The 16,996-nt window shown below is 66.4% G+C and carries 14 protein-coding genes; all 14 read left to right on the forward strand.

Annotation, left to right across the window (positions count from 1 at the left end; translation table 11 throughout):
• The first annotated feature begins 28 nt into the window (after nucleotides 1-28).
• The 14 genes from arc to CVV68_RS14865 all read left to right on the forward strand — a co-directional run bounded on the left by arc (nucleotide 29) and on the right by CVV68_RS14865 (nucleotide 16,613).
• Nucleotides 29-1,825, forward strand: coding sequence for a proteasome ATPase (arc, locus tag CVV68_RS14800; RefSeq protein WP_110501767.1), 1,797 nt, complete (start codon nucleotides 29-31; stop codon nucleotides 1,823-1,825).
• Between the two features lie 14 nt (nucleotides 1,826-1,839).
• On the forward strand, nucleotides 1,840-3,417 hold the full coding sequence (gene dop / locus CVV68_RS14805) for a depupylase/deamidase Dop (protein WP_281268295.1): 1,578 nt from the start codon (nucleotides 1,840-1,842) through the stop codon (nucleotides 3,415-3,417).
• 94 nt (nucleotides 3,418-3,511) lie between these two features.
• A complete protein-coding gene (locus CVV68_RS14810) occupies nucleotides 3,512-3,718 on the forward strand; it encodes a ubiquitin-like protein Pup (RefSeq protein ID WP_110501769.1) in 207 nt (68 codons plus the stop codon).
• 29 nt (nucleotides 3,719-3,747) lie between these two features.
• A complete protein-coding gene (prcB, locus tag CVV68_RS14815) occupies nucleotides 3,748-4,545 on the forward strand; it encodes a proteasome subunit beta (protein ID WP_110501827.1) in 798 nt (265 codons plus the stop codon).
• 1 nt (nucleotide 4,546) lies between these two features.
• A complete protein-coding gene (prcA, locus tag CVV68_RS14820; RefSeq protein WP_110501770.1) occupies nucleotides 4,547-5,281 on the forward strand; it encodes a proteasome subunit alpha in 735 nt (244 codons plus the stop codon).
• 2 nt (nucleotides 5,282-5,283) lie between these two features.
• Nucleotides 5,284-6,657 (forward strand): Pup--protein ligase, encoded by a 1,374-nt coding sequence (gene pafA, locus CVV68_RS14825; RefSeq protein ID WP_110501771.1) that lies wholly within the window; start codon nucleotides 5,284-5,286, stop codon nucleotides 6,655-6,657.
• Between the two features lie 171 nt (nucleotides 6,658-6,828).
• Nucleotides 6,829-7,806, forward strand: a complete 978-nt coding sequence (locus CVV68_RS14830; protein WP_170133192.1) for an FKBP-type peptidyl-prolyl cis-trans isomerase — start codon at nucleotides 6,829-6,831, stop codon at nucleotides 7,804-7,806.
• A 28-nt stretch (nucleotides 7,807-7,834) separates the two neighbouring features.
• Nucleotides 7,835-8,230, forward strand: coding sequence for an FKBP-type peptidyl-prolyl cis-trans isomerase (locus tag CVV68_RS14835; RefSeq protein WP_110501773.1), 396 nt, complete (start codon nucleotides 7,835-7,837; stop codon nucleotides 8,228-8,230).
• A gap of 107 nt (nucleotides 8,231-8,337) precedes the next feature.
• Nucleotides 8,338-10,428 (forward strand): WYL domain-containing transcriptional regulator, encoded by a 2,091-nt coding sequence (locus CVV68_RS14840; protein WP_110501774.1) that lies wholly within the window; start codon nucleotides 8,338-8,340, stop codon nucleotides 10,426-10,428.
• Nucleotides 10,429-10,476: 48 nt separating this feature from the next.
• Complete coding sequence (locus CVV68_RS14845; protein ID WP_245933557.1) at nucleotides 10,477-10,806, forward strand: hypothetical protein; 330 nt, start codon at nucleotides 10,477-10,479, stop codon at nucleotides 10,804-10,806.
• 23 nt (nucleotides 10,807-10,829) lie between these two features.
• Nucleotides 10,830-11,120, forward strand: coding sequence for a Sec-independent protein translocase subunit TatA (gene tatA / locus CVV68_RS14850; RefSeq protein WP_110501776.1), 291 nt, complete (start codon nucleotides 10,830-10,832; stop codon nucleotides 11,118-11,120).
• 59 nt (nucleotides 11,121-11,179) lie between these two features.
• Entirely contained in the window at nucleotides 11,180-11,974 is a 795-nt protein-coding gene (tatC, locus tag CVV68_RS14855; protein ID WP_110501777.1) for a twin-arginine translocase subunit TatC, read from the forward strand.
• A gap of 52 nt (nucleotides 11,975-12,026) precedes the next feature.
• The gene (locus CVV68_RS14860; RefSeq protein WP_438502645.1) at nucleotides 12,027-14,909 is read left to right on the forward strand and encodes a DEAD/DEAH box helicase; all 2,883 of its coding nucleotides are present in this window, start codon (nucleotides 12,027-12,029) and stop codon (nucleotides 14,907-14,909) included.
• 66 nt (nucleotides 14,910-14,975) lie between these two features.
• Nucleotides 14,976-16,613 carry an amidohydrolase gene (locus CVV68_RS14865; protein WP_110501779.1) on the forward strand — a complete coding sequence of 546 codons (1,638 nt, stop codon included), beginning with the start codon at nucleotides 14,976-14,978 and terminating at the stop codon, nucleotides 16,611-16,613.
• Nucleotides 16,614-16,996: the final 383 nt, after the last annotated feature.

Raw genomic sequence — 16,996 nt, forward strand, 5'->3', positions numbered from 1 at the left:
CCGGATCCTTGCGGAAGGACACAGCATCATGAGCGACGCAACGAACAATCCAGCCGGCCACGGCGCGGCCGAACCACCGGCGCCCGGGGCGTTCCCGTACGCGGCAGGTCCCGGCCAGCTGGCAGTGCTGGAGCGCCAGCTCAACGTACTGCGCGACAAGGCCCGCAACCTGGACCGGCAGCTCTCCACGGCCACACAAAACAACACCAGGCTCGTCACCGTGCTCGAGACCGCCAAGGCTGAAATCCAGAAATTGCGCAGTGCCCTGGAGGACGATGGCCAGCCGCCGTACGGCTTCGGCACCGTGGTGGCGCTGCACCCGCGCGCAGTGGCAGGGCCGGCCGCCGCCGGCACTGCCGGAGCGGGCGTCGCCGTCACCGAGGAAAGCGTCGACGTTTACGCGTCCGGGCGCAAGATGCGTGTGGGCGTTAGCCCTCTGGTGCCGATCGGCCAGCTGCGCGTGGGCCAGGAAGTGCTGCTCAACGAGGCGTTTACCATCATCGCCGGGCTTGGCTTTGAACGGGTGGGCGAGGTGGTCACGGTCAAGGAGCTGCTGGGCACCGACCGCGTGCTGGTCACCGGCCGTTCCGACGACGAACGGGTGGTCCGGCTCTCCGGGGCATTGCAGGAGGAACGGCTGCGCGTGGGCGACGCCCTGACGGTCGAAGGCAAGACCGGCTACGCGCTGGAAAAGATCCCGCGCTCCGAGGTGGAGAACCTGATTCTGGAGGAGGTTCCGGACATCTCCTATGCCGACATTGGCGGCCTGGCCTCCCAGATCGAACAAATCCGCGACGCCGTGGAACTGCCCTTCCTGCACCCGGACCTGTACCGCGAGCACGGGCTCAAGGCACCCAAGGGCATCCTGCTGTACGGCCCTCCCGGCTGCGGCAAGACGCTCATCGCCAAGGCCGTGGCGAACTCGCTGGCCCAGCGCGCCGCGGAACGCTCCGGCGTGAAGGACCAAAAGAGCTATTTTTTGAACATCAAGGGCCCGGAACTGCTGGACAAGTACGTGGGGGAGACGGAGCGCCAAATCCGGCTCATCTTCAGCCGTGCCCGCGAGAAGGCTGCTGACGGCAGCGCCGTCGTCGTCTTCTTTGATGAGATGGACTCGCTCTTTCGCACGCGCGGCACAGGCATTTCCTCCGACGTGGAAACGACCATCGTCCCCCAGCTGCTCAGCGAGATCGACGGCGTGGAACGGCTGGACAACGTCATTGTCATTGGCGCCTCCAACCGGGAGGACATGATCGATCCGGCCATCCTGCGTCCCGGGAGGCTGGACGTGAAGGTCAAGATCCACCGGCCCGACGCCGAGGCTGCCGCCGACATTTTTGCCAAGTACGTCACCACGGACCTGCCGTTCCACCGCTTCGACGTTGAAGCGAACAATGGCAGCCTGCAGGAAACCGTCGACGCCATGATCCAGCGCACTGTCGAGGCCATGTACGCCACGGACAAGTCCAACGAATACCTGGAAGTCACCTACGCCAACGGCGACACCGAGATGCTGTACTTCAAGGACTTCAATTCCGGCGCCGTCATCCAAAACGTGGTGGACAGGGCCAAGAAATACGCCATCAAGGACCTGCTGCTCAGCGGCGAGCGGGGCATCCGGATCGAGCACATGCTTCGGGCCGTGGTGGACGAGTTCCGTGAACACGAGGACATGCCCAACACCACCAACCCGGACGACTGGGCCCGGATCTCCGGGAAGAAGGGCGAACGGATCACGTATATCCGCACCATTGTCCAGAGCAAGGAAGGTCAGGTGCCGGGCAGGACCCTGGAAACAGTCCACAACACGGGCCAGTACCTATGAGCGTTTGCCGGGTCATGGGGGCGGAAACCGAATACGGCATCCACACCCCCGGAACCAACACGTTCAACGCCACGTGGCTGTCCACGCAGGTGGTCCACGCCTATTCACGCGAGACCGGGCACCGCGCCGCGGCAGGCGGGGAGACCCGCTGGGACTACACCGATGAGGACCCGCTGGCAGATGCCCGCGGCTGGGCCGTGCCCCGCAGCCAGGCGGACCCAAGCCAGCTCACCGACGTCGAGCCCGAGTTGACGGCCGCCCAGATCGCACTGGAGGGCGGCGAGACCCTGGAGCCGTCGGGGCCGTTGATGATGAACATGGTGCTGGGAAACGGCGCCAGGCTCTACGTTGACCACGCCCACCCGGAATATTCCTCTCCCGAGGTGACCAACCCCCTGGACGCCGTCCGCTGGGACGCGGCCGGGGACCTTGTGGCGCTCGCTGCGGTCCGCCGGATCGCCGCCACACCGGGGCTGCCGGCCATCAACCTGTACAAAAACAACACGGACAACAAGTCCGTCTCCTACGGCAGCCACGAAAACTACCTCATGCCGCGGGCGGTGCCGTTCAACGCCATTGTGGCCGGACTGACCCCGTTCTTTGCCACCCGCGCGCTCATTTGCGGCGCCGGCCGGGTGGGACGCGGCCAGGACGGGGCCGGAACCGGGTTCCAGATCAGCCAGCGGGCCGACTTCTTTGAGGCCGAGGTGGGGCTGGAAACCACCATCCGCCGGCCCATCATCAACACCCGCGACGAGCCCCATGCGACGTCTGAAAAGTACCGGCGCCTGCATGTCATCATCGGCGACGCCAATCTGAGCCAGGTCTCCAACTACCTGAAATTCGGCACCACGGCACTGGTGCTGGACATGATTGAACACGGCACGTGCCCGGAACTTCAGCTGGCCGATCCCGTTGCCACCCTCCAGGACGTCAGCCACGACTGGGAGCTGGCCCGGACACACCTGCTCTCCAACGGCCGGCGCATCAGAGCCCTGGACATCCAGTGGCGCTACTTCAAGGCCGCCACGGCTCATGCCGCGGCCAACGGTTCCTCGGACCCCGATACGGGGGACGGGCACACGGCCGCCGTGCTGCAACGTTGGGAACAGGTGCTCAACGGGTTGGGCACCGACCCCATGGCCTTGGCCCCGCAGCTGGAATGGGTGGCCAAGCTGAACCTGCTCCAGCAGTACCGTGCCCGGGACGCCCTGGCCTGGAACGATCCCCGGCTTGGGCTCATTGACCTGCAATGGTCGGACATCCGGCCGGAAAAGGGCCTGTATTACAAATTGTTGCAATTGGGCAAGATGGAACGCCTGGTCAGCGACGAATCCATCGCACGGGCCGCCCAACAGCCGCCCGAGGACACCAGGGCGTACTTCCGGGGCCAATGCATCCAGCGGTACGGGGCCAATGTGGTGGGGGCCAGTTGGGACTCGGTCATCTTTGAACTGCCCAACCAGCGCCGGCTCCAGCGCATCCCCACCAAGGAACCGCTGCGCGGCACGAAGGAACTCACGGGCGCGCTCTTTGAGACCAGCCCGGACGCGGCAACCTTCCTGGGCCGGCTGCTCGCCGGAACACACTAGCCTGCCAAACACAGGCCACGCCACACAGCGCATTCCAGGTGCGGCCGTGGCAGGATGGAGGAGAACGACCGGCTACCAGGCATAAGGACACATCATGGCTTCCCAGGAACAAAAGAACGTCTCCTCCCGCACCGAGGAAGAACAACTTGACGAGGCCCCGCTACCCACGCCCGCTCCGGATTCCGGGGCCGGCCAGGCTGCCACGACCGGCGTTGACGACCTCCTGGATGAAATTGACGGCGTGCTGGAATCAAACGCCGAGGAATTTGTGCGCGGATTTGTCCAAAAGGGCGGACAGTAGGCTCCGTGGACTTCCACCAAAGGGGTGCCATCCCGTCGCTGGAAGCCGCAGGCGCGTCGTCGTCGTTCCTTGACTTCGTCACGCAAAGCAACCCGGCCCTGCTGCCGTTTGGCCGGTCCCTGCCCGCCGGCCAGCTGCCCCCCACCCCGCACGGCACCACCATTGTGGCGCTCACCTTTGCCGGGGGCGTGTTGATGGCCGGGGACCGGCGCGCCACCATGGGCACCATGATTGCCAACCGGCACATTGAGAAGGTGTTCCCCGCGGACCGGTACTCGGTGCTGGGCATCGCCGGGACCGCCGGGATCGCGATCGACATTGTGCGCCTGTTCCAGGTGGAACTGGAGCACTACGAGAAGATCGAAGGCACGCTGCTCAGCCTGGAGGGCAAGGCGAACCGGCTCGGCGCCATGATCCGCGCCAACCTGCCCATGGCGCTGCAGGGCCTGTCCGTGGTGCCGCTGTTTGCCGGCGTCGAAACGGACGGTTCCGTGGGGCGGCTGTTCTCCTACGACGTCACCGGGGGCCGGTACGAGGAACTCGAACACCACAGCGTGGGCTCCGGCTCCGTCTTTGCCCGCGGTGCCCTGAAGAAACTGTGGCGCCCGGACATGGACCAGGCCGGTGCCGTCGAGGTGGCGGTGGAGGCCCTTGTTGACGCGTCGGACGACGACTCGGCCACCGGCGGCCCCGACCTGGTCCGCAAGCTCTGGCCCATTGTTTACGTGGTGACGGACGACGGCGCCACCCGGGTCCCGGCCGAAACGCTGGCTTCGGTGGTGCACGGCATCGTGGACCGGCGGACCGCCGAAGGAAGGGAGGCCTGAGATGTCACAACAGTTCTATGTTTCCCCCGAACAAATCATGAAGGACCGTGCCGACTTTGCCCGCAAGGGCATAGCCCGCGGCCGCTCCGTGGTGGTGGTCAGCTTTGCCGGGGGCATCGCCCTGGTGGCCGAGAACCCCTCGCCCACACTGCACAAGATAGGCGAGATTTACGATCGCATCGGGTTCGCCGCCGTCGGCAAATACAACGAGTTTGAAAGCCTGCGCCAGGCCGGAGTGCGTTATGCGGACGTGCGCGGCTATTCCTACGACCGTGCCGACGTCACTGCACGCGGGCTGGCCAGCGTCTACGCGCAAAGCCTGGGCACCGTCTTTACCGCCGAACAAAAGCCCTTCGAAGTGGAACTGGCCGTGGCTGAGGTCGGACCCACCCAGGCGATGGACCATATCTTTCGGCTCACCTTTGACGGCTCCATCGCCGACGAACAGGGTTTCCTGGCCATGGGCGGCCAGGCGGGCCTGGTCCAACAGCGGCTCGCCGACGTGTGGGGGGGCGGCGCCGACTTGGCGCTGACGCTTTCCTGGGCCGTTGCCGCACTCCGGGCCCCCCGCGAGGCGGCCGCCGGTCCGGGGCAGCCGGAGCCGCTGGACGCGGCCAGCTTGGAAGTGGCCGTGCTGGAACGCGATGTGCGTGAAGTGCGCGGCACGCAAAGGGCTTTCCGTCGCCTGCCCGAAGCGGACGTGGCGCACATTCTCACTTCCAGCGGAAAGGCCTAGCGGTGGACCGTCGCATCTTTGGCATCGAGACGGAGTTTGGCATTGCCTACTCGGCGCCCGGTTCGCGCCCCCTGTCACCCGAGGAGGTGGCCCGCTACCTGTTCCGGAAGGTGGTCAGCTGGGGCCGTTCCTCCAATGTGTTCCTGCCCAACGGCTCACGCCTGTACCTGGATGTGGGCTCGCACCCCGAATACGCCACGGCCGAATGCGACGGCCTGGAACAGCTCATTGCCCACGACCGGGCCGGCGAGCTGATCCTGAACGACCTCGTCACCGAGGCGCAGGCCCGGCTGTCACTGGAAGGCTATTCGGGGAAGATCTTCCTGTTCAAGAACAACGTTGACTCCGCCGGCAACTCCTACGGCAGCCACGAGAACTACCTGATCACCCGGCGCGGTGAATTCAACCGCGTCGCCGACATCCTGATCCCGTTCCTGGTGTCCCGCCAGCTCATTGCCGGCGCGGGCAAGGTGCTCGGCGCCGCGCAGGGCGGACACTTTGCGTTCTCCCAGCGCGCCGACCACATTTGGGAAGGCGTCTCCTCCGCCACCACCCGGTCCCGCCCCATCATCAATACCCGCGACGAACCCCACGCCGACGCGGAGCTGTACCGCCGCCTGCACGTGATCGTGGGTGACTCCAACATGTCCGAGACCACCACGATGCTCAAGGTCGGCACCGTGGACCTGATCCTTCGCATGATCGAGGCCGGCACCATCATGACGGACATGCGGATGGAAAATCCCATCCGCAGCATCCGCGAAATTTCCCATGACCTCACCGGCAAGCACGCCGTCAAGATGGCCGACGGCCGCACCATGAACGCCATCGACATCCAACGCCACTACCTGGAGAAGGTCACCGGCTTTGTCCGCTCACACGGCGCCCACAACGAGCTGGTCCCGCGCATCCTCGAACTGTGGGAACGCACCCTGAACGCCATCGAAAGCCAGGACTATTCGGCCATCGACACCGAAATCGACTGGGCGATCAAGCTCAAGCTGCTGGCAGCCTACTCGGCCCGGCACGACGTCGGCATGGGCTCGGCCAACGTGGCACAGCTGGACCTGCGCTACCATGACATCTCCCCACAGCGTGGCCTGTTCAACGTGCTCGAACGCCGCGGCGCCACGGCACGCGTCACCAGCAACGACGCCATTGCACGCGCCGTCGACGAGGCTCCGCCCAGCACGCGGGCCCACCTGCGCGGCCGCTTCGTCCAGGCGGCCCGTGACTCCGGCCGTGATTACACGGTGGACTGGGTGCACCTCAAGCTCAACGACCGGTCCCACCAGACCATCCTGTGCAAGGACCCGTTCCAAAACACTGACGAACGCGTCGATGAACTGATCGCGTCTCTGAGGCCGGACTACTGAGGCCAGACTACTGAGACCGGAACACTGGCAGGGATGCGGGGCCAGGACGCAACGCAGTAGGGACGGACAGCTTTTGTTCAGCTTTGGGAGATAGGCTGAACGGGTCCCAGAGCCCCAATAGGAGGCGGGGCCTTGATATCCCCACGATTCCTGCCATCGAAAGTGTTCTCTGTGCGCCGACTTCTTATACTGCTCCTTCCCCTGCTGCTGGTGGTGACCGCGTGTGGCGCGGGAACACAGGCGAAGCCGGGTGACTCCCCAACCGCCGGCGCCTCGGTCTCGATTCCGCCGGCCAATGCCGAAGTGCTCTCCTCCGTCAAGGTGGCCGACCAGGGCAAAAAGAAGGCTCCGAAGGTCACCTTTGTGTCGCCGCTGAAAATCACCGCCGAGTCCATGAAGATCGTCAAGGACGGCACGGGTGCTGCCGTCAAGGACGGCCAGGTGGTTGACTTCCACGAGATTGCCATGGATGCCACCACCGGAAAGACCGTCGGAGAGAACTTTACCCAGGACGCCGGCAGCACCATCACTTTGAGCGAGACCTTCAAGAGCCAGTTCCCGCTGGTCGACAGCACGTTCACCGGTGCCAAGGTCGGCGCCTACATTGCCTATGGCACCCCGGCCACGCCCGCCGTGGCAGCTACGGCCACCGCCGCGGCGCAGCCCGCCAGGGGTGCCGCCATGAGCGTCTTCCAGATCACCAGCGCCAAGGATCCGGCCAAGCTCATGAGCGCCAAGGACGTCTTGGCCCTGGAAAAGTCCGGTGGACTGCCCACGGCAAAGTTTGACGCCAAGGGCATTCCCAGCATCACCGTCCCGAAGAAGGCCGCACCCGCGAACATGGCCGTGCAGGTCCTGACGGAGGGCAAGGGCGAGGTCCTCAAGGCCACCGACTCCGTTTCCGCGCTGTACACCGGCTGGACCTGGTCGGATGGCAAGAAGTTTGATTCCAGCTTTGACAAAGGCGCGCCCGTCGACTTCAGCCTCCAGAGTGTCATCCCGGGGTGGACCCTTGGCCTGGCCGGACAAAAGGTTGGCTCCACGGTTTTGCTGACCATTCCGTCCTCGCTGGCCTACGGCGACTCCCCGGATTCGGGCAAGCCTGCCGGGCCCCTGGTGTTTGTTGTTAAGATTGATGCGAAGAAGTAATCCACACACCCCAGACCCAAGGAGCACCATGTCATTTGGCACCCGCGATTTCGACCGTACCAAGCCCGAGATTGATTTCCCGGACCACGCCGTCCCCACTGAACTCGTCATCGAGGACATCATTGAGGGCACGGGTACCGAAGTTGTCCCCGGCAGCACCGTGTCCACCCACTACGTGGGCGTTGCCTTTTCCTCCGGCGAAGAGTTCGACTCGTCCTGGGGCCGCGGCACGCCGCTGGACTTCCGCGCCGGCGTCGGCCAGGTCATCCAGGGCTGGGACCAGGGCCTGATCGGCATGAAGGTCGGCGGCCGCCGCCGCCTGGAGATCCCTTCCGAGCTGGCCTACGGCTCGCGCGGCGCCGGCGGAGCGATCGGCCCCAACGAAGCGTTGATCTTTGTGGTTGACCTTGTGGGCGTGCGCTGACCTGCCAGCAGTCCATGTCCGACGCCGGCCCCCAGGTTTTTCTTGGGGGCCGGTGTTGTCGTTGGCATGGAGCATGGATTTGCCCGGCCGCCCAGTAGTCTGGTGGGGTGCCAACGAAAATCGATTCAGTCGAACGCCTGCTCAACCTGGTCATAGCGCTGCTGGGGACCCGGCGCGGACGGAGCAGGAAGTTCATCCGCCAGAACGTCAACGGCTATGCCGGCTCAGGCCGGACCGCCGACGGGGAGGAAAAGCTGCAGGTGGCCTTTGAGCGCATGTTCGAGCGCGACAAGGACACCCTGCGCCAGGTGGGCATTCCCATCATCTCCGCCACCAGTTTTGACGACGACGAGCAGGAGCAGACCCTCTACCGCATCGACCCGGCCGACTATCGGGTCCCGGAGATCCGCCTCGACGAACAGTCCATGATGATGCTGGCTGTCGCCGCGAACGTGTGGAGCGGGGCGGCCTTCAGTGAGGCGGCCCAATCCGCCCTGCGCAAGGTTGCCACCCGCGCCGGGCTGGGATGGTACGACGACGACACCATCGTGCAGTCCCGCATCCGCACCCTGGAACCGGCCTTCGAACCCCTGTGGGCAGCGCTGCGCAACGGCCACCCGGTGTCCTTTGGCTATCGGGGCGCCGGTGCCGCAGAAACCGCCACCAGGACCGTCCGGCCCTGGGGCCTGGGCAGCAAGTACGGTGAGTGGTACCTTTCCGGATTTGACGTAGACAGGGACGCCCCGAGAAACTTCCGGCTTTCTCGCATCTCCTCCGAGGTGGCCATTGACAGTACGGGGCACTTTGAGCGCCCGGAAGGATTCTCCATTGCCCAGGTACTGGAAGGCCTGGGCACCGGGGAACCGGCCAGCGCACTCGTCGAGGTGCCCACGGACGGGGCGCACCACCTGCGCAGCCGGGAAGGCACCGCCATCGCCGGCGCCGGGTCACGTCCGGGTACCGAACTTCTTTCCATCTCCTACCGGGAACCCGAACTGATGGCTGACGACCTTGCCTCCCTCGGTGCCCAGGCTGTTGTGCGGGAACCGGCTTTGCTGCGCCGGTCCGTGGTGCAGCGGCTTCAGGCGGCAGACGCTGCGGCCCGGGGCGTGGTGCCCGGCGGATTCGGACCCGAGGTTCAACGCGGCTCCGTGAAGCGGGCCGATTCCCGCGACCGCCTGCTCAGGCTGCTGTCCATGGCGCCGTTCCTGGTCGCCAACCCCGGGATTCCCGAAACAGAACTTGCCGCCGAATTCAACCTGGCCCCTGCCCAGCTGGCCCGCGACCTGGATACCCTCAGCGTCACCGGCCTGCCCGGCTACCTGCACGGAGACCTGATGGATGTCGTGACCGAGCGGGGCCAGGTGTTCATCCGGGACGCCGAAACCCTCTCCGCTCCGCTGCGCCTGACCCAGGAGGAGGCATGCGCGCTGCTGGTCGGCCTGGAAGCACTGACAGCCGTTTCCGGCAGCAGCGAGGCCGGCTCCCTGCACACGGCCATTGACGCCGTCAAGCGCGTGGCGGGCCGGGACGCCTGGCTCGCGGACGCCGTCGCACTGCAATTGGTGACAGGCACGGAGCTGGAGACCATCGCGGCCCTGCAGGCCATGATCCGCGACCGGACGGCAGCAGGCATGAAGTACCTGGTGCGCCGCCGTGATGAATACACCGAGCGCATCATTGAACCGCGCCGGATCTTCTCCATCGACTCCACGTGGTATGTGCGCGCCTGGTGCCGCACGGCGGGCGGGCTGCGCAGCTTCAGGGTGGAGAACATCCGGTCCCTGGCCGCGGCCGGACCGCAGGTGCAGTCCATGCGGCCGGACCCTGGCCGTCCGGACGGCGCCTACACACCTGGCGCCGGGGACACAGAGATCCAGCTGCTGGCTGACGCCACCACGGCCCGCCGCCTGGCACCGGCCTACAACGGCGTGCTGCACGAAGTTCCGGCCGAACCCGGCGGACCCAACGAAACATCCAGCGGGAAGCAGCCGCCGCTTTTGGGCTTGCGGATCCTGGTGGGAGATGTCAGCACGGTGGCGCCACTCATGGCCAGGCTGGCCGGGCACGCGCAGGTGGCGGGGCCGGCGAACGTCCGGGTCCAGGTCCAGGACTGGCTGGCAGCGGCGCTGGCCGGCTATGCGGGCGATCACGCTGTGGGCGAAAGCGTACCGCCTACACCCAGACTGGATGGCTAGACTCGAGCTATGCCTTGGTGGTCATGGATTGTAATTTGGGTTGCGCTCGTGGCGCTGGCCTTGCTCTTCGTCGTACTGATGGGCTTGAAGGTGTGGCGGGACGGAACGAAGACGCTGCACGCCGTCACGGCAGTGGGCGATGAACTGAGCGCCCACTGGGCGGACCGCGAGCGTGCCGCTGCACAAAAGCCGACGGCAGTGCGGACGGCGGTGCCGGGCGCGGCGATCTTTGCAACACCGGAACAAATGAAGGATGATTACCTAGCTGCCAAGGAAGAACGGCGTTTTGCCCGACTTCAACGGCGCGTCGCCCGCAGGAAAGAACGCGGACAGCTCCAATCCTTGCGCGACATCAATGCACTTGAAGACGTAGGATGAACCAAAAGGAAAGGCGTTAAACCGTGGGAAGAATATTTGAGAACCCGGCTGTCATCATTGTCCTCATCATTGTGGTCGTGTTGCTGTTTGCCGCACCGAAGCTCCCTGGCATGGCCAGAAGCCTGGGACAGTCCATGCGGATCATCAAGTCCGAGGTCAAGGAAATGAAGAACGACGGCAAGGACACCCCGCCTGCCGGCGCTCCCGCCGCCACGCCGGAACCGCCCGTTGAGGGCAAGATCGTCAACAACCCGACTCAGCCGGGCAGCACGTCAGGCGACGGTGCCGGCACGGGCACCGGCGCCCAGTCATAGAAGCTCTCGCAGAGCCGGTGAACGCGTCGAAGGGCCGCAAAGCCAACCCCGAAGGCAGGATGCCGCTTAAGGCACACCTGATTGAGGCAAGGAACCGGCTGTTCAAGAGCGCCCTGGCCATGATCCCGGGCATCGTCATCGGCTGGATCCTTTACGTGCCGTTGATGGCGGCTCTGACCGCCCCGTTGGTGCAAATGGTCGCGGAACGGCACACCTTCATGTCGCTGAACTATTCCGGGGTCACCACATCCTTTGACCTGAAGCTGCAGATCTCGCTCATCCTGGGCCTGGTTATCGCCTCGCCGGTGTGGATCTACCAGCTGTGGGCCTTCATCACACCGGGGCTCACCAAGAAGGAACGCCGCTACACGCTGTCCTACATGGCTGCGTCGGTGCCTTTGTTCCTGGCCGGGGTGTATGCCGGCTGGATCATCTGGCCCAACATTGTCCGCGCCATGACGTCGTTTACGCCCCCGGGCGGATCCAACATCCTGGACGCACTGGACTACCTGCGCTTTGCCATGCAGCTGATGCTGTTCATGGGTGTGGCCTTCCTGGTTCCCGTGCTGCTGTTCGCCCTCAACGCCGTGGGCCTCGTCCGGGGGAAGACCTACCTGAAGGCCTGGCGCTTCACCATTTTGGGCGTCACCATTGTCTCGGCCATGGCCGCCCCGGGCTCGGACGTCATGTCCATGTTCTTCCTGGCCATCCCGTTGCTGGTGCTGTACTTCGGCGCCATCGGCCTCTGCATTCTCAACGACAAGCGCCGGGACCGCAGGAACGCAAAAAAAACACAGGAGACCGAGGCAACGGCTGACACTGCCTCACCCTTGTCCGAGATCGAAGGCCCCTAGCCTGCGCTTGTCCCTGTCACGGGCACCGCACGCGCTGGCATAGGCTGGAAGAATGCCGATGAATCAGCCCGCAACACCCGCCGAGCGCTACGCTGCGGCCAAGGACAATTCAGCGGATGCCGGCACCGACTTCGGTGCCTTCAGGCAGAGCCATGACTTTGACCTTGACCAGTTCCAACTCACCGCGTGCCGTGCCGTACAGGCCGGCCGCGGTGTCTTGGTCGCGGCACCCACCGGGGCCGGCAAGACCATTGTGGGCGAGTTTGCCGTGTATTTGGCACTGGCCCGCGGCTACAAGGCGTTTTACACCACCCCCATCAAGGCGCTGAGCAACCAAAAGTACCAGGAACTGGCCCGCAAGTACGGCTCCGGGAACGTGGGGCTGCTGACCGGGGACACCAGCATCAACTCCGAGGCACCCGTGGTGGTCATGACCACCGAGGTGCTGCGCAACATGCTGTACGCCGACTCAGACACGCTGTCCGGGCTGGCCTACGTGGTCATGGACGAGGTCCACTACCTGGCGGACAGGTTCCGGGGTGCCGTCTGGGAGGAAGTCATCATCCACCTCCCCACGGAAGTTGCCGTGGTGTCGCTGAGCGCCACCGTCTCCAATGCCGAGGAATTTGGTGCCTGGCTCGGCACCGTCCGCGGCGACACGGCCGTGGTGGTCTCCGAACACCGGCCGGTCCCGCTCTGGCAGCACGTCATGGTTCAGCGTGACATCGTGGACCTGTTCGCCACCAACCAGTCCTTCGACGAGATCGCGGCGGAACTTGGGGACGGGGCGGACGCCACCACCGCGGCAGGGCGCTTCAAGGTCAATCCGGAACTGCTGAAGCTGGCCCGCAGCGAATCGGGCCGCCCAAACCGGGGCGGCTACGGATCCCGGCCGGGCCGGCGGGACCGCAGGGGCGGCAGGGACAAGAGGGGCGGCGGATCCTTCGCCGGCCACGCGCCGTCCGACGGCGGAATGGTCAAGCGGGCTTCACGGCCGCAGGTAATCCGAGCGCTGGAAAGCCGGGACCTGCTGCCTGCCATCACCTTCATCTTCTCCCGCGCTGCCTGCGACGCCGCCGTGGAGCAATGTGCCGCCGCCGGCCTGTGGCTCACCACCCCGGGCGAACGTGAGGAAATCGCCCGCCGCGTCGACGCCGCATGCGCCGATCTGCCCGATTCGGACCGCGAGGTCCTGGGCTACTGGGGCTGGCGCGACGGGCTGCTGCGGGGCCTGGCCGCCCACCACGCCGGCATGCTGCCCAGCTTCAAGGAAGTGGTGGAGTCGCTGTTTGCCGACGGGCTGGTGCGGGCGGTCTTTGCCACCGAGACGCTGGCCCTGGGCATCAACATGCCCGCCCGCACCGTGGTGCTGGAAAAACTGGAAAAGTACAACGGTGAGGCCCACGTGGGCATCACGGCGGGGGAGTACACCCAGCTCACCGGACGGGCCGGGCGCCGGGGCATCGATGTGGAGGGTCACGCCGTGGTGCTGTGGCAGCCGGGCACGGACCCCACCGCCGTCGCCGGGCTGGCCTCCCGGCGCACTTACCCGCTAAATTCCAGTTTCCGGCCCACCTACAACATGAGCATGAACCTGGTGGCCCAGTTCGGCCGCCGCCGCACCCGGGACATCCTGGAATCCTCCTTCGCGCAGTTCCAGGCCGACAGGTCAGTGGTGGACCTCGCCCGCCAGGTACGCTCCCGCGAGGAGTCCCTTGCCGGCTACGAAAAGGCCATGAGCTGCCACTTGGGCGACTTCACCGAATACGCCAAGCTCCGCCGAGAACTTTCCGACCACGAATCCGGCGCGTCCAGGACCAAGGCGAAGCAGCGCCGGGCTCTGGTGGCGGAATCCCTGGCCACGCTGCGTCCCGGGGATGTGGTGATGGTGCCGGCCGGCCGGAACCCGGGGCCCGCCGTCGTACTTGAGTCCGATCCCCACGCCCGCGAGCCGCGCCCCGGGATCCTGACGGCGGGCAGGGAACTGCGGCGCCTGGGCATCCATGAACTCGACGGCCCTGCCGTTTCGGTGGCCCGCGTGCGCATCGGCAAGGGCTTCAACGCGAAGCTGCCCAAGGACAGGCGGAACCTGGCGCAGCAGGTCCAGGACGCCGTGGCCGGCAGCGGGTCCCTGCGCCCGGAGAGGTCATCCGCGTTCACCGTTCCGGACTCCGCGCGCAGCCAGGACGAAGCCATCGACACCTTGCGCAGGGCCCTGCGTGCGCACCCCTGCCACGGCTGCCCGGACAGGGAGGAACACGCCCGGTGGTCCGAGCGCTGGTGGAAGCTGCGCCGCGAAACCGACGGCCTGGTCCGTGCCATCGCGCAGCGCACCAACACCATTGCCAAGACGTTTGACCGGGTCACCGACCTGCTCGCCGCCTACGGCTTTGTAGAGACGGACGACGCCGGTGACCTGCGTCCCAGCCCCGACGGCCAGCGGCTGCGGCGCGTCTACGGTGAAAAGGACCTGCTCATAGCCCTCGCCCTGCGCGACGGCGCCTTTGGCGACCTGGACGCCGCCGAGCTGGCCGCCTTTGCCTCCGCCGTGGTCTTCCAGGCCAAGCGGGACGACGGCGGCACCCGGCCCCGGATGCCCAGCGTCAGCCTGGAAACGTCAGTGGAAGCCGTGGTGCGCCTGTGGTCCGTGCTGGAGGACGCCGAGGAGTCCCACCGGCTGCCATTGACGGGGGAGCCGGAACTCGGGCTGGTGTGGCCCATGTACAAATGGGCCAGGGGCCGGTCCCTGCAGGAAGCACTCAAGGGCACCGAACTGGCGGCCGGCGACTTTGTGCGCTGGACCAAACAGGTGGTGGACCTGCTGGACCAGCTGGGCAAGGTGCCGGGAATGGAGCGGGAGTTCTCCCGGTTGTGCAGTGCGGCCATCGGCTTGATCCGGCGCGGCGTGGTTGCCTACACGACGGTTGTTCAATAGCCGCAATTTTTGCTGTCCCCGTCCCGGACCCGCCGGGAATCCGTTTTTTGAAAGGACCCCACCACCATGTCATTGACCATGTACCGCAACGGCTCCGTCTACAGCGCCGCCGACCCGTTCGCCACGGCCATGCTGGTTGACGGCGGCACCGTGGCGTGGGTGGGCTCCGAGCATGCGGCCGCCTCGCTGCTGGACGCCCGCATGCGGCTGGTGGACCTCGACGGTGCGCTCATCACGCCGGGCTTTGTGGACTCACACGTCCACGTGACGGAGACAGGCCTGGCCCTGGAATCCGTTGACCTGTCCGGCGCCCGTTCCGTGGCGCAGGCGCTGGACCTGGTTGCAGCAGCCGCAGCCGCCGGGTCGGGCGTGGTCTTGGGGCACGGCTGGGACGACTCCGCCTGGGCCGAGCAGCGCCCGCTGGCGGCGGTTGAGCTCGACCGAGCCACCGGCGGCCGCGAAGTCTACCTGGCGCGCGTGGACGTGCACTCAGGCGTTGTCTCCTCCGCCCTGGCGCAACGGTGCGGGCTGGCGAACCTGGGCGGCTGGGACGGGAGCGGACTGGTGACCGGGCCCGCCCATGCCGCGGCCCGGGACGCCACCCGCCGGCTTGACGCTGGCAGCCGCCGGCGCGCGCAGGAACGGGCCCTGCGCCACGCCGCGGCCAACGGCTATGTGGCGCTGGCCGAGATGGCCGCCCCGCATGTGGGTTCCCCTGAGGACCTGGCGGCGCTGGCCGCATTAACGGCCGCCGATGCGCCGGCGGCCCTGCCGCAGGTCCTGCCGTATTGGGGACAGGCCGTTTCCAGTGCTCAGGAGGCACACGAGCTGCTGGCGTCGCTTGGCACGCCCGTGCTGGGACTGGCCGGGGACCTGAACATTGACGGCTCGCTGGGCTCGCGTTCGGCGTTCCTGCGCGGACCCTACGCCGACCTTCCCGCTGGCGCAGCCGGCAACCACGGCCAGGCCTACCTGGACGCCGGGCAGGTGGCCGACCATCTGGCCGCCACGTCCGAACTGGGCATTTCCGGGGGATTCCACATCATTGGCGACGGCGCCATGGCCATTGCCGCCGAAGGCCTGGCGCGTGCGGCCGAACGGGTTGGGCTGGATAAGGTCCGCGCCGCCGGGCACCGCTTCGAACATGCCGAAATGGTGGACGCCGCCGCCATGGCGGCATTGGCCCATCACGCCGTGACAGTTTCCGTCCAGCCCGTCTTTGACGCCCTGTGGGGCGGGGGAGAGGGCATGTATGCCCGGCGCCTGGGTGGGGAGAGGGCCGCAACGCTCAACCCCGTGGCGGGATTCTACGAGGCCGGGGTGCCGATCTGCTTCGGTTCCGACGCGCCGGTCACCCCCCTCAACCCCTGGGCCAGCGTGCGAGCGGCGCTGAACCATCACCAGCCGGCACAACGCATATCCGCCAGGGCAGCGTTCATAGGACACACCCGCGCCGGCTGGCGGGCCGCCCGCGGGTCCGACCCGATGCTGGGGCAGCTCGCCCCGGGTGCGCCGGCCACCTTCGCCCTCTGGGAAATCGACCAGCTCATGGTTCAGGTGGCCGATGAGCGCGTGCAGTCCTGGTCCACCGACGCGCGTGCCGGCACGCCCCTGCTGCCCGCCCTGGACACGGACCACAGCCCCCGCTGCCTGCAAACCGTGCACCGCGGGCGGGAGCTCTATGCGGCGGGTGATTTCGCCTAGGATCCGCCACGCCGAACAAAGGCACAACACGCCGGGACGCGGAGAACATTCGCTGCGCCGGCACCACGGCCTGACCTGCAGCAATATCCATCACCGCAGGTCAGCGCCGTGTTGACAGCCAGGGCGGTGGGAATTAGTTTCTATTAGAGCGGACCACCCCAATGGGGGATCCCAGCCGGATTCGGCCTTACCCCGTTCCGGTGCTCGGGAGATAAGTTCACGCGCCAGTAGAAAACAAACGGGACGGTTGGTCCTTGGCCGCAGCCCCGTTTGGCCCGAAGGCGCGTGGGCTTATCTCTACTTCCAGCCCTTTTTGCCCGTGCTGGCCCCCGGCATATTCCGCTCCGGCCTCGCTCCGGCCCAGTTCCGGGAGCGGCCGGCAA

The sequence above is a fragment of the Arthrobacter livingstonensis genome (assembly GCF_003219815.1).
GTDB classification, from domain to species: domain Bacteria; phylum Actinomycetota; class Actinomycetes; order Actinomycetales; family Micrococcaceae; genus Specibacter; species Specibacter livingstonensis.